Consider the following 13,353-nt stretch of genomic DNA (forward strand, 5'->3'; position numbering starts at 1 on the left):
AACAAAACGATGAATGGGCAGTCCAACGATCCCGCTATATGACACTGGAAACCATCGCCGCGATGAGCGATGATCCGCTCATCAGCCTGCCAGCAGCAAGCTGATCAATTCCCGGCTCTATCCGGAAGGCACGGCGATCGCCGAAGCTACATGAGCGCGAGCTGGGCAAAGAGCCGAGGGACACGCTGATACAGAACCGAGCGATCGTCACGGCAAGCCTTGTGACCGAGAGCGCAAGCCAGCCAGCTCTTTCCGATGCCTGAGGGGCCGCAGATAGCGAGATTGTCGTGCGCGCCGATCCAGTCACCACCGAGCAGCTTCATAAAAAGCGTACGGTCGAGGCCGCGTTCGGCGCGATAATCGACATCTTCCGGGGTCGCCTGATGACGAAGCTTGGCGAACCTGAGACGCGCCGCAAGTTTACGGTCGTAACGGGAACTCCATTGGCGGTTCCGTCATAGCTTCCCCAGAGCGGAACGGCTTGTCTGGGGTCACGTGCCACGCCGACGCGGATTAGGTCACGATTGCCGACAATGCCATTGGTCGGATCGAACTCGGTCCAGCCGGCGCCGGGCAGGTAGATCTGACACCAAGCGTGGGTCGAGCCGCCACCCATCGTCGTCGAGCCATCTCGATCAGGAACATAGATGTAGCCGGTGACGAAACGTGCCGCGAGGCCAAGCGACCGGGCTGCCTCCATCATCCGCAGTGCAAAGTCGCGACAGGTTCCCCGTCGGAGTTGCAGAGTTTCGAATGGGGCCTGCGTGCCGCGTTCGTGTCGTCGAGAATAGACAAAACCCTCGTGGATCGCGTAGCACATCGTCATCAGCAAACGGCCGGTTTCGGTCGGTTGGCCGGTCCGCACGAACTGGCGAGCCCATTTGCCTAGCTCGTCGCCTTGATCGGGGTAATGCCGCTGAATGGTCTGCGCGAGATCCCGCACCTCGTCTGGATCGTAGGTAAAGGGGTAGGTCAAGGCTTGCTGGTCGATCTGTAGATCGATCGCGACGTGCGGCGTGTGGTCGAGGCGGATCGCGGTCTCGAAGCGAAGTTCTCGGGAGGCTTGCGCGAAGCCGATCACCGCCACGCAGTTTCCGAAGACGTCGTGGATCCATCGAACGTAATCCGGTTCAGGATCGACCTCGAGGCGCGAACTAAGAAGTGTCTGGTCGAAACTGTCACGAGGTCGAAACATCAGCCGATGCTCGTCGAACTCCACCGGACTCATATAACGATAGGCGGTAATATGGCGGACGGAGAATATCGTCATTGTTGATCCCGACTCGTTATGGATATGTCAGCGACCGTCCCTTCCTTTCCAAGGCAATGAGCACCACCGATATCGCGTGTAAAGGATCTTGTCTTTCGCCAAGTCTTTCCAATCAACTCGGCAAGTGATGGCACTAACTAAGCGGGCGAACTGTGGATCTGAGATTAAGAATTGTAGCACAGGTGTTTCACACTGCAAAAATCTCGCACTTGAAGCTTCAACCTTCTGCACCCATTTTTCTTCGGCCATTTGTGAAGGAGGTTGGAATGGAAAATCTTCGTCAGCTTTCAGCATGGCCGCTCACAAGCGCCGATCTCTCCAAAGTCGAGAACGTTCTTGATGCCGTACTCGCAGACGCGCAGATCGAGGGAGACACTAAGCCTGGCCAACGCATCGCTCGGTCGATACTGAGCGCCTACGCGTTAGGTGTAACTGATTCACACGATCTGCTGACCTATGGTCGCGTCATTGCGAAGGCCGAAACGCATCGACCGGATTCGGTGGATTTCGAAGCTGCGCGGAGCGTCTTGAACTGACGGTGTTCTGCGGCAGTCAACATAAACTCGGGGTCAGAGGGAACCTTTTCCTAGCATCGATGTTGCGTCATTGCAAAGCGGAGATGCCCCCACGGAACTCCCCCCTTCCGGTCTCCGTTGAGCACGACAATAATTCCTTTCTCTGGCAGCCCGGCCATTTAGGTGGCCGGGCTTTCTTTGTTGAGCCCGCTGAGCGTACTTTTTCTTCTTATGCTCCGCCCGCCGGATTTTTTAATAGGACTATGGGTTGCGGCAGGCTACGGGAGGGCGGAAATTAGAATTTTGTTCCAATATTTATTTTAGAATTGGTTAAATTAATGAGGGAACTTAGTGTCACCTCGAAAGTATTGCTTCCATCGCAATCAAGCGAATTCGGGAGAAGACAATGCTCAAGACCATTTTGGCCGCAACGTTCGCCTTCGCTATGGCCTCCAGCGCTATGGCGCAGGAAGGTGAAGCCGGGTCCGGCGGCAAGGGCGATAGCCCGGCAAAGCCATGGACCGAGGAAATGAACGATACATTCTTCAGCGACACGAACATGACCATGCGCGATGAAGCAGATGTTAAGGCGCGTTGGGAGAAGCTCAATCCAGAAATGCAGGAACAAGTGAAAGCCGATTGCAAAACCATGAAGTTTGAGGTCGCGGGTGGAATGGAAGGCGCGTGTAAGTGGGTCAACGCGACGAAATGACCTAAAGCCCCGTAGGCTTGCGACACGTTTGGAAGGACTACGTCATGAAAATCTTCACCACCTGCGCCATGAGCGCCATCATCGGCCTCACGTCGTTATTGCCGGTCGAGGCATCGCCGACTGCTGTAAGGTCTATCAACAGCGCCTCCGATGTTCAGAACGTTCAATATCGGGAACGACGCGGCCATTGGCATGGACACCGTGGCTATCGTGAACGCCGCCGTGGTTATCGGCGCCATTCGGATGGCTATTGGTATCCGCTTGCAGCGTTCGGCGCTGGCGCTATCATTGGCGGAGCAATCGCCAATAGCCGTGATAATGGTGGATCGCACGAAGAATGGTGCGCCAATCGATATCGCTCATACAGCGTTCGCACTGACACCTATGTCGGCAATGATGGGCGCCGTCACAGGTGTAACTCACCCTACTGAGTTAGATCGATGACCAGCGCGGCGGATTGAGAAATCCGCCGCACTCAACTTCTTCTCGCCTCAAGATCAGGAGAGAGGGGGTGATGTGCTCCCCGATTTTTGGCCAGATGGACTCGACAGCTTGGCACCAAACGAGATAATTCCCTCTAAGTAATCAAAGTTTGGAATGGCAGCAAAAACCACTTCGAACCGAAGAGCGTTAAGCCAAGATCAACTTGCACGCCTCCGGCGTGTTCCCGGCTCCAGAATTTAAGGCGACGTCGAGGAGCTGCCGCCGTCCATGGCTGTATGCGCCCCAACAACCAGGCGACTGGCCAGCCATACTCCTCCGCCCAGATAAACTGTAGCGCCAATCAAGAGCATGAAGACACCGCCCAGTTGCTGATCCGAAGCCGCATCGAGAATGAATCCAAAACAGGTGGCCTCGTCTGTGCCGTAGAGTGGACGTGGACTAAGCGCCAACAGTGCTCCGAGCAATGTCATGTGGATAGATGTCAAGAGCAGCGCGCTTGCGCCAATGCCGGCTTTGAGGCGTTCTCCGACACCTGCAAGACAACTCCACCAAAGGAGAATTCCGACCGCCAGGAAGATACCCTGCTCCGCAATCGCAACCAGAACCGATACCTCCGCTGCAGCGCGGATGGCCGGCGCGTGCCAGCTCCATACGGCAAGTAGTTCGGCCATCGAAGCGACAAGCGGCAACGCTGATAGCATCGAACGACGTGGTCGCCATTTTCTCGGCAATCCAAGTGCGATCAGCGGTGCTGCGATGGCGATCACGCCCATATGCGCTAGCATGTGGGCGGAAAACGAGGTGCGCCAACTTCCCAACAACGGCCCGAGCCAGATCATCGCGAGCACAATCAGGCCGGTGCAGAGTGCCAACCCCCTCATCGGCTGCACTCCATGATGAAAAGCGTCGGCATGGCGGTGAAGATCACCGCGATAAAGCTGAGGCCCGAAAGCAGAAGCGTAGCATATCCCTGGAACAACAGCCGGTCCTGGCGGGTCGGGTCGTCATGCGGCGGATCTCCGGTACCGAATCCCCATTGCCGCCAAGCCAGCGCTGCCGCGAAAACGATCATGAAAAGCGCCATAACCGTGAGCAGGCCGATAGCGATACGAAGATTGCCGAAATCCGATCCGAGCAGATGAGGTTTTTCGCAAAATACGGCTCCGCCAACATAACACACCAGGAAATGCAATGCCCAAACCACCGGAGCGGTGAATAGCGTCCAGAGCGACTCGACCTGACGCGGAAGCAGATGCCACATCAGAGCGCCTCCGGAAAAAGACCGACAACCGAAAATGTGATAAACGCCGTAACGAACATGAAGTGCCAGTAGAGCGCGACGTTGCAGATATCCATGTCGTGACGCGGCGTCATGCGACCGGCCAGACTGCGCGCAAAACAATAGAGGTGCATGATCGCGCCAACCGCACCGTGGACCGCAGCCCAGATCACCAGGATCCAGACGATTGCGGGATAGACATGGTCGGTCGGATCCATGCCCGTAATCCACGGCCCGGCAATTGCCGCAAGACAGCCGCCTATGGAAAGCGCCGCGCCGGCCAAGCAAAGCATCCGCGCCAAGGCGACGGATCCACGGCGGTTGGTCTCGCGCGCTGCAACAGTGGCCGCCCATGCCGCAACAAACAGGGCAAGTGCCGTCATCGGCCATAAAACGCCGGGTCCGGCAAGCCCGCCGGTAAAATCCTGGTGAATAGTCCAGAAAAAGAAGTAGCCGAAAACCAGGCTGGCAAAGGCCGTGCCATCACCCACCATGGTGATGAACATTGCCCACCACCCAACGGATCTTACGCCAGATGCATAAAGCGGCAGGCTCAGGCCGCGGCCGACATCTTTTTCCTGCTTTTCGGGGATGTGACCGGTGCCTGTCCACAGCCACCAAATCACCGCCGCCAGAAAGGCAACACCCGAGACCGCCGAGACGAACCACCATTTGAATGTGAGCGCGACAAACACCGTGCCGAGCGTCGCGGCACTAACAAGCGTCACATATGACGTGCCACCGACGCGCAAAACCTGCTCCGGCTCGGCGTCGAGCACCGACGTTACAAGTGTCTCCCGGCGACCTTCCCTCGCGTCGGCCAGATACCATTCCCCGCGTTTGACCTCGCTGGCGAGATCCTTCTGGTCCAAAAGCGGATAACGGCTCTCGATTCTCGGGATCGAACGCACCCCCCAGTTTTCCTCGGGTTCGCTGATCCATTCCAGCGTCCCGGCGTTCCAGGGATTGACCTCGCCCCGCGGCTGCCTGCGCCGGTGCAGCGTGACATCGACCACCACCGCAAACATTCCAATACCGAGAATGACGGCGCCCATCGTCGAGATCAGGTTCAGCCAGTCCCATCCCAAATCTGCAGGATAGGTGAAAACGCGCCGTGGCATGCCGCGCAGCCCGGACAGATGCATCGGAAAGAAGGTGATGTTGAAGCCGCCAAACATCATCCAGAAGGCGAACCGGCCGACACGGTCCGACATATGCTTTCCGTCGATTAACGGGTAATAATAGTAGAGGCCGGCAAAGATCGGGAACAGCATTCCGCCGATCAGCACGTAATGCAGATGCGCGACAACGAAATAGGTATCATGCGCCTGCCAATCGAACGGCACGAGCGCCACCATGACCCCTGTCAGCCCACCCATGACAAAGATGGCAATGCCGCCCATGGCAAACAGCATGGGCGTCGAAAACACCACCCGTCCTGCCAGCAGGGTGGCGATGAAGACAAAAATCTGCACCCCGGTTGGAATGGCAACTGCCTCTGAAGCTGCGGAGAAAAAGGCGAGCGATATCTGCGGCAAACCGGTCGCGAACATATGGTGGACCCACAGCCCGAAAGACAGGAAGCCGGTGCCGACGGCAGCAAGCACGATCCAAGAGTAACCGACGATAGGACGGCCTGCAAATGTCGGAATGATCATCGCCAGCAGCGCAATGGCCGGCAGGAAGATGATGTAGACTTCGGGGTGGCCGAAGATCCAGAAGAGATGCTGCCAGAGCAGTGGATCTCCGCCCCGCTTGGCATCGAAGAAAGGCCAATCGAACATGCGCTGCATTTCGAACAGCAGGTCGCCAGCGATCAACGGCGGAAAGGCGAAGAGGATCATGCCCGCGACGATCAGAAGATACCAGGCAAACAGCGGCATCAGATTGATGCGCATCCCCGGAGCGCGGCATTTCATGATGCCGACGATCAGTTCGACTGCTGCGGCAAGCGAGGCGACCTCGATAAACGACAGGCCAAGCAGCCAGATGTCGGCGCCGATGCCGGCCTGCTCGCTGGTTGCAAGCGGCGGATACATGAACCAGCCGGTATTGGGAGCGGCATTGAAGAAAATGGAACCGCAGACGAAGACGCCGCCGAGCAGAAAGCTCCAGAAACCGAAAGCGCCAAGCTTCGGAAAGGGCAATTCCCTTGCGCCGAGCATGGAGGGCAGGAGAAAAATTGCCACCGCCTCGAAGATTGGCACGGCGAACAGGAACATCATCACCGTGCCATGCAAGGAGTAGACCTGGTTGTAGAATTCGGCGGACAGCAGGTCGTTTTCAGGAACGGCGAGTTGCGCGCGCACCAGAAGCCCGAGCAAGCCTGCAAACAGCATGAAGGCGAAGGCGGTTGAGCCGTACCACAGGCCGACCTGCGTGTTGTTGACGGATGTCCAGTAACGCCAGCCGCTCGGATTTTCCCAGACCGCTCGAAGCTGCGCTTCTTCGGCTGCCTTGTCGGATTGAGGCGTCGCAGCCGAGCTCATTTCAACCCTCCCAGCCAGGCAGCGATACTAGAGAGATCATCCTTGGAAAGCTTCGGATAGGCCGGCATATGGCTGCCGGGCTTTACCGAACTGGAATAGGCAATGAAGCGAACCAGATTTCCGCCCTCATTCTTCAACTGACCGGCGCTGATGGTTAATCGTGAGCCGACATGGGAAAGATCCGGCCCCGAAGTGCCGTGCGCCTCGGTACCAGCGACCCGGTGACAGTCGCCGCAGCCCTCGCGCAAGAACGCTTTTCGCCCGGTTTCGGCTGAGGAGACTCCCGCTGAAACCATTATACGCTGGTCGAGCCACGCTTCGAATTCGGCTGCCTCCATAACAAAAGCCGGGAATGCCATAAGCGCATGCGACGTGCCGCAAAACTCGGCGCATTGACCGCGATAGAGGCCCGGACGCTTGGCAAGCAGAGACAGACGGTTCAACCGCCCGGGAACAAGATCCATCTTTCCACCAAGAGCTGGTATCCAGAAGGAATGAATCATGTCAGCGCTGGCGAGCGCGAACTCCACACGCTTGCCGACGGGAAGCCTGACTTCGTTTGCAGAGATGACCCGAGTACCGTCCGCGCGGTGATAGACCACGTGCCACCAGAATTGATGCCCGAGCACCTCGATGCGCAGGTCCGGGTTTTCCTGTCGGTTGAACGGCCTCAACGAGGGCATCAGCCAAAGTGCGTACGCCAAAAGCGCAATGAGAACGCCAGCGGGAAAGATTGCCCCGCCCCAGAGGATAAACCGACCGGCAGCTTGCTCTGATATGGTGTTACGCTTCCAGCGTGCAGCATAGAGCGAGATGGCGACAACGAAAGCCCAGACCGTCAACCCGCCCGCCACCATTACCCAGAATAGGATTGCGACCTGTGCTGCTTCTTCACCCGCTGGATCGAGAGCGGACTGCATGCCGCTGCACGACGTCAATACCGGACAGAGAGCAACCGGCAGCGAAAAGGCTTTCAGCCTTTCAAATCCTGTTTTCGTCTGGTGTCTGGCCGGAGCCTCCCGTATGCCGATGATTGCTCTCTCCGCTTCTTTCAGGTGAGGTGATCCGCCTCCGCATTCTCAGAGGACCTATCTAGTGCAGCCAATGCTGTCCTCTAGTGTCGATACTACGAATGTTGCCGGACGGCGGGTTGGGGAACTGTGCCTTGACCGCGGCGTTATCGTCTCAAAGCGATCCCGGAAAATGGAAGACGTGATCATGGCGGAGAAAGTGACCGGTTATTCAGCCACCCAGATCGCTCTCCATTGGGCTGTCGTCGTGCTCGTCACATTCCAGTTTCTGGCGCATAATGCCATCGAGGCTTCCTGGACGTCTTTCGTCGATGGCGAACCGCCGCCTGTTGGAAACACCGTTTTGACGTACATGCACGTTACCGCAGGCCTGCTCGTACTCGGTCTCGCTTTGTGCCGCCTTTATCTGCGGATCTCTCGCGGTGCGCCCGCACCGCCACACGATGAGCCGCAGTTCCTCAAGCTTATATCGGAAGGCGTCCACGGCATGATCTATCTGCTCCTTCTGGCCCTTCCGTCTTCAGGGGCGGTTGCGTGGTTTATGGGTGTGCGGCCCGCTGCGGGGATCCATGGCTTGCTGGAAAAGCTGCTGCTGTTTCTCATCGCAGCGCACATCGCCGGCGCACTTTTTCAGCATCTCGTACGGCGGTCCGACGTCATGATGCGCATGTTCGATCCGGAGCGTTCTTCCTAGAGAACCTGGAAAAATCCGCGCAGGTCTTTTCACTCGCGCAAGCCGTGATATGTTCGATTTTTGTTCCGATTCCTTTCTCAGTCCAATTGCCGTGCCGGAACACGGTTCTAGCACGAGCAAAAGTTCACATGACGGCAGCCTATCTGGAGAAACTCAATGAACGACAGCGAGAAGCGGTCGAACACGGGGTTGGTCTTGCCGGGGGAAAGATCGGCGGGCCGTTGCTGATTATTGCCGGTGCCGGGTCAGGCAAAACGAATACGCTTGCACATCGCGTGGCGCATCTGATCGTCAACGGCGCCGACCCCAGGCGGATTTTGCTGATGACTTTTTCGCGAAGGGCATCGGCGGAGATGGCACGTCGGGTCCAGCGCATCTGCAAGAAGGTTATGGGCGAAAACTCGGCTGTCATGACGGACGCCCTGTCGTGGTCGGGAACATTTCATGGGATCGGAGCGCGTCTGCTTCGCATGTATTCCGAGCAGATCGGCCTGAATACGGACTTTACGATCCACGATCGTGAAGACAGCGCTGACCTGATGAATCTGGTGCGGCACGAGCTCGGCCTATCCAAGACCGATAGCCGCTTCCCGACAAAAGGCACCTGCCTTGCAATCTATTCCCGCGCGGTCAATGCGGAATGCTCCATCAATGACGCCCTTAAGACCGCTTTCCCCTGGGTGGCCGGGTGGGAGGAGCAGCTCAAAAGCCTTTTTTCTGGTTATGTCGAAGCCAAACTGGCGCAAAACGTTCTCGATTACGACGATCTTCTGCTTTATTGGTCGCAGATGGCCTCCGTACCGGAGTTCGCTCATGAGATCGGCAGTCGTTTCGACCACATTCTAGTCGATGAATACCAGGATACAAATCGTCTTCAGGCGTCGATATTGTCAGCATTGAAACCTGAGGGACGTGGTCTCACTGTGGTGGGCGACGATGCTCAGTCGATCTACTCATTCAGGGCTGCGACTGTCCGCAATATTCTGGACTTTCCCAAGCAATTCTCTCCCGAGCCGGCAGACATCATCACGCTTGACCAGAACTACCGCTCGACTCAGCCGATTCTTGCCGCCGCGAATGGCGTCATCGATCTTGCGCGGGAGCGCTTTACCAAAAACCTTTGGACCGAGCGAAAATCCGAGCAGCGGCCGCTCCTCGTCACGGTAAAGGACGAGAAGGATCAAGCCGCCTATATCGTGGAGCAGGTTCTCGCCAACCGCGAAGTCGGGATCACGTTGAAGAACCAGGCCGTGCTGTTTAGATCTTCCAATCATAGCGGAACACTGGAAGTGGAATTGACACGGCACAATATCCCCTTCGTCAAATTCGGCGGATTGAAGTTTCTGGATAGCGCCCATGTGAAGGACCTGCTTGCCGTCCTGCGTTTCGCCCAGAATCCCCGGGATCGGGTGGCCGGGTTCCGTCTGCTGCAAATGTTGCCCGGGGTCGGCTCCCAGACGGCGGGCAAGATCCTCGATGCCATCGTGAATGATCCTGAACCCTTGCTGTCCCTGCAGGAGATTCCGCCACCGTCCAAGACGGGCGAGCAATGGATGGGCCTTGTCAGCCTGCTTGTCGGTTTGCGCAGAGCTGCCGAATGGCCGGGCGACATCGCAGCGGCGCGGATATGGTATGAGCCTTATCTTGACCGCATTCATGAAGATCCGGAAACACGCAAGGCTGATCTTCTCCAGCTTGAACAGATTGCCGCCGGCTATCCGAACCGCGAGCGGTTTTTGACCGAACTCACCCTCGATCCGCCTGATGCCACCAGCGATCAGGCCGGCGTACCTTTGCTTGACGAGGACTATCTCATTCTCTCGACCATCCATTCGGCAAAGGGACAGGAATGGCGCTCTGTCTTCATGCTGAACGTCGTTGATGGCTGCATCCCTTCCGATCTTGGTGTCGGCTCGACCGCAGAGCTCGAGGAGGAGAGGCGATTGCTTTATGTCGGAATGACAAGGGCGCGCGACCAGTTGACGCTGACGACCCCGCAGCGATTCTTCACCCATGGGCAGAACGCGCAAGGAGACCGCCACGTCTACGCATCCCGGACGCGATTCATCCCTGTCACCTTGTTACAATTTTTCGAGACGGCGAGCTGGCCCAAGGTCGCTGCGACTGCATCCGAACGAAGTACCCATCAAATTCGGATGGACGTAGCGGCGCGTATGCGATCGATGTGGAAATAGTCCGCTCGTTTTCGTTGTAAAACAGATAACGTGGCGAATTCATTCGGGAACAGAGTACGTTCTGCGGAGTTCCTTCAATCCAGCCTATAAAAAGGAGGATTTCAGATGGATCACACCAATCATGTACGCCTGACCACCGCAGAACTGACACCTGCTATTCTCGAAGGCGCAACCGTCTACGGAGCTGACGATCACAAGGTCGGAACTGTCGACCACGTTCACGGCATGGGTACGGGTAGCACCGCGATTATCGATGTCGGTGGTTTTCTCGGCATTGGTGCCAAGCCCGTTGCCGTTCCCCTGACCGATCTCGATTTTATGCGGGACGAAGATGGCGACGTGCACGCCGTTACAGCTTGGACCAAGGACCAGCTCAAAAAGATGCCGGAGCATCGCCACTGAATTCCGAAAGCCCGGCCTCTGTGCCGGGCTCAGACTACTGACAAACCCGTCGATTTTTATCGGCGGGTTTTGTGGTTTTTTGGTATCCCTCCGGCGTAGCTTTCAATTACCCACATCTCCTATGAGCTGGCCGCGACTTGCGTCGGTTGGATCGAATGTGATTCTGTGTGTGACGCCGAATCGCGGAGGCGTCGCTGATGAGCAAGGATACGGAAGCCGGCGGCGCAGGCTGGCTTGGCGATGAAGTCGTTTCGGCGGGGCTACCGGACAAGCGCTTGGCGCGCCGGTTACATCGCCTGCTTGACCAGATGTCGGCGGCGCCCGGCCAACCGGTTCCGGCAGCGTGTGGCGACTGGGCAGCAACGAAGGCGGCCTATCGGTTCTTCGACAATCCGCGCGTTACCGAGCATGGGGTGATGGCCGGTCATTTCGCCGCCACCGCGATGCGCGTTGCGGCGAGCGAAGGGCCGATCCTTGTCCTGCAGGATACGACCGAATTTATCTACAGCCGTGCGCAGCCAGGGAAGATCGGCTTCACCAAGACCATTAATGCAGGTGCCTACAAAGCCGGGCAGCCCAATGTGCGGACCCTGTGTGGCATGCTGATGCATTCGAGCCTGGCTGTCACCCTCACCGGCACGCCGCTTGGTCTGACGGCAGTGAAGTTCTGGACACGCAAGAAGTTCAAGGGGACCTGGACGCTCAAGCGGCATGTGAACCCCACGCGCGTGCCGATTGAGACGAAGGAGAGCTATCGCTGGCTGGAGAACCTGCGCCAGTCCATCGCGCTCGTCGGCGCGCCGGAGCGTTGCGTACATGTGGGTGACCGAGAGAGCGACATCTATGAACTTTTCTGCCTCGCGCAGGATCTTGGCACGCGCTTTCTGGTGCGTGTGCAGACCAATCGGCTGGCCGCCGCGCCCGGCGACGCTGAGCCGGAGCGTGGAGCGCATCGGGTCTTCGAACAGCTCTCGGCTGCGCCGTGGGCGGGACGTCATTGCGTCAAGATCGGCCAAGACGAGACGGCATGCGTGCATGTGAAGTTCGCCACCATCGAAACCATGCCGCCCGTCGGCAAGCAGAAGCGCTACAGTCCTCAGCTTCTCACCTACGTTCACGCCCTCGAGATCGATCCGCCGGCGGACCGTCCGCCGATTGACTGGAAGCTGGTGACCAATCTGCCGGTCGACGATCTCGCCGCGGCGGTCGAGAAACTCGGCTGGTACGCTCTGCGCTGGAAGGCGGAAGTGTTTCACAAGGTCATGAAGTCTGGATGCCGCGCCGAGGCGGCAAGACTCGAAACCGCCGAGAGATTGGCAAAGTTCCTCGCCCTCATCGCTGTGGTCAGTTGGCGCATATTCTTCCTGACAATGTCGGCGCGTGCCAAGCCCAGCGCTACGCCCGACAGCGTTCTCACCGGCGCCGAAATCGCTGCGCTCGAGCGGATCGACGCAGCCCGAACGCGACCGCGTCTCCAACGATCCACGCTCGCCGCCTATCTGCTGCAAATCGCCATGCTCGGCGGCTATCTCGCCCGCAACCATGATCCACCACCTGGTAACATGGTCGTCTGGCGCGGCTTGACCCGCTTGCATGACATTGCTTTCGGTATCTCCATCGGCGCAAGGCAACGATATGGGTGATTGAAAGCCTCACCGTGGGCTTACTCCAATCTTCACCCCCCTGTAGACGATGAGCGCTTGGCCTGCCCGGCGCTGGCCGGGGTTGCAGAGGGAAGGCCAAGTGCGGGTGATGGGTGTCTTCGGCTTTAGCTTTGAGAGCGGTTCTTGAAGCGCCAGGACTCGTTTCCGGTTTCCACGATCTCGCAGTGATGGGTCAGGCGGTCGAGGAGAGCTGTCGTCATCTTTGCATCGCCGAACACCGACGGCCATTCGCCGAAGGCAAGGTTGGTTGTGACGATGACCGAGGTGCGCTCGTAGAGCCTGCTGATCAGGTGGAACAGCAGCTGACCTCCGGCCTGCGCGAACGGTAGGTAACCGAGTTCATCGAGGATGATGAAGTCGAGGCGTGTGAGGTAGTCGACCATCCGACGGAGGTGCGGACGAATTCTTGGACTAACGGGAGATAGTTCATGTATTCGTACGAAGACCGCATGAGGGCCGTGCAACTCTACATCAAGCTCGGCAAACGCGTGAAGGCCACGATCCGTCAGTTGGGCTACCCGACGAAGAATGCTCTCAAGCAGATCGTGTCCCAGGAGGTGGTGTATCAGGGTATCGGCGGTCACCAGTGTTTTTCCGGTAGGGTCGGGTTGTTCAAGACCAACCTGAAGGAAAGATCACCGATGACCGACGACATGAT

13 protein-coding genes and 2 pseudogenes are annotated in these 13,353 nt (G+C 57.8%); 8 read left to right on the forward strand and 7 right to left on the reverse strand.

The genetic code is table 11. The features are described 5' to 3' along the window. Positions 1–146 precede the first annotated feature (146 nt). Positions 147–380: pseudogene (locus DEM27_RS32810) on the reverse strand (ATP-binding protein); the annotation flags it as partial. Further along, positions 320–1,270 carry a transglutaminase family protein gene (locus tag DEM27_RS32815; protein WP_337250491.1) on the reverse strand — a complete coding sequence of 317 codons (951 nt, stop codon included), beginning with the start codon at positions 1,268–1,270 and terminating at the stop codon, positions 320–322. The gene DEM27_RS32815 and the pseudogene DEM27_RS32810, both read right to left, overlap by 61 nt. Before the next feature lie 266 nt (positions 1,271–1,536). Here DEM27_RS32815 and DEM27_RS32820 point away from each other — a divergent pair, with 266 nt between their 5' ends. From DEM27_RS32820 to DEM27_RS32830, 3 genes are all read left to right on the forward strand, one after another. Then, complete coding sequence (locus tag DEM27_RS32820) at positions 1,537–1,806, forward strand: hypothetical protein (RefSeq protein WP_109462428.1); 270 nt, start codon at positions 1,537–1,539, stop codon at positions 1,804–1,806. Positions 1,807–2,191: 385 nt separating this feature from the next. Beyond that, positions 2,192–2,497, forward strand: coding sequence for a hypothetical protein (locus DEM27_RS32825; RefSeq protein WP_109462429.1), 306 nt, complete (start codon positions 2,192–2,194; stop codon positions 2,495–2,497). Positions 2,498–2,595: 98 nt separating this feature from the next. Continuing rightward, entirely contained in the window at positions 2,596–2,928 is a 333-nt protein-coding gene (locus DEM27_RS32830) for a BA14K family protein (RefSeq protein ID WP_245446296.1), read from the forward strand. A 249-nt stretch (positions 2,929–3,177) separates the two neighbouring features. Here DEM27_RS32830 and DEM27_RS32835 read toward each other — a convergent pair whose 3' ends face one another. Genes DEM27_RS32835 through coxB form a run of 4 tightly spaced genes read right to left on the reverse strand, consistent with a single transcriptional unit; the run spans position 3,178 to position 7,629 of the window. After that, complete coding sequence (locus DEM27_RS32835) at positions 3,178–3,822, reverse strand: cytochrome c oxidase assembly protein (protein WP_109462431.1); 645 nt, start codon at positions 3,820–3,822, stop codon at positions 3,178–3,180. After that, a complete protein-coding gene (locus DEM27_RS32840) occupies positions 3,819–4,202 on the reverse strand; it encodes a hypothetical protein (RefSeq protein WP_109462432.1) in 384 nt (127 codons plus the stop codon). Before DEM27_RS32840 ends, DEM27_RS32835 begins: the two co-directional genes overlap by 4 nt. Then, positions 4,202–6,709 (reverse strand): cytochrome c oxidase subunit I, encoded by a 2,508-nt coding sequence (ctaD, locus tag DEM27_RS32845; RefSeq protein WP_109462433.1) that lies wholly within the window; start codon positions 6,707–6,709, stop codon positions 4,202–4,204. The genes DEM27_RS32840 and ctaD overlap by 1 nt, the downstream gene beginning before the upstream one ends. Continuing rightward, positions 6,706–7,629, reverse strand: a complete 924-nt coding sequence (gene coxB / locus DEM27_RS32850; RefSeq protein ID WP_109462434.1) for a cytochrome c oxidase subunit II — start codon at positions 7,627–7,629, stop codon at positions 6,706–6,708. Before coxB ends, ctaD begins: the two co-directional genes overlap by 4 nt. A 283-nt stretch (positions 7,630–7,912) precedes the next feature. Between coxB and DEM27_RS32855 the strand changes: the two genes are divergently transcribed. The 4 genes from DEM27_RS32855 to DEM27_RS32870 all read left to right on the forward strand — a co-directional run bounded on the left by DEM27_RS32855 (position 7,913) and on the right by DEM27_RS32870 (position 12,674). Continuing rightward, complete coding sequence (locus DEM27_RS32855) at positions 7,913–8,434, forward strand: cytochrome b (RefSeq protein WP_165823732.1); 522 nt, start codon at positions 7,913–7,915, stop codon at positions 8,432–8,434. A 128-nt stretch (positions 8,435–8,562) separates the two neighbouring features. Further along, positions 8,563–10,629 carry an ATP-dependent helicase gene (locus DEM27_RS32860; protein ID WP_109462436.1) on the forward strand — a complete coding sequence of 689 codons (2,067 nt, stop codon included), beginning with the start codon at positions 8,563–8,565 and terminating at the stop codon, positions 10,627–10,629. Between the two features lie 105 nt (positions 10,630–10,734). After that, positions 10,735–11,031 (forward strand): PRC-barrel domain-containing protein, encoded by a 297-nt coding sequence (locus DEM27_RS32865; protein WP_109462437.1) that lies wholly within the window; start codon positions 10,735–10,737, stop codon positions 11,029–11,031. Between the two features lie 197 nt (positions 11,032–11,228). Next, positions 11,229–12,674 (forward strand): IS4 family transposase, encoded by a 1,446-nt coding sequence (locus DEM27_RS32870; protein ID WP_109462438.1) that lies wholly within the window; start codon positions 11,229–11,231, stop codon positions 12,672–12,674. 125 nt (positions 12,675–12,799) lie between these two features. Here DEM27_RS32870 and DEM27_RS32875 read toward each other — a convergent pair. Then, a pseudogene (locus DEM27_RS32875) lies at positions 12,800–13,081 on the reverse strand (ATP-binding protein); the annotation flags it as partial. Positions 13,082–13,123: 42 nt separating this feature from the next. Here DEM27_RS32875 and DEM27_RS33780 point away from each other — a divergent pair. Then, positions 13,124–13,353, forward strand: a 230-nt coding sequence (locus DEM27_RS33780; protein ID WP_133251707.1) for a transposase, incomplete at its 3' end; no start/stop codon positions are given.

The sequence above is a fragment of the Rhizobium album genome (assembly GCF_003122325.1).
Lineage (GTDB): Bacteria > Pseudomonadota > Alphaproteobacteria > Rhizobiales > Rhizobiaceae > Metarhizobium > Metarhizobium album.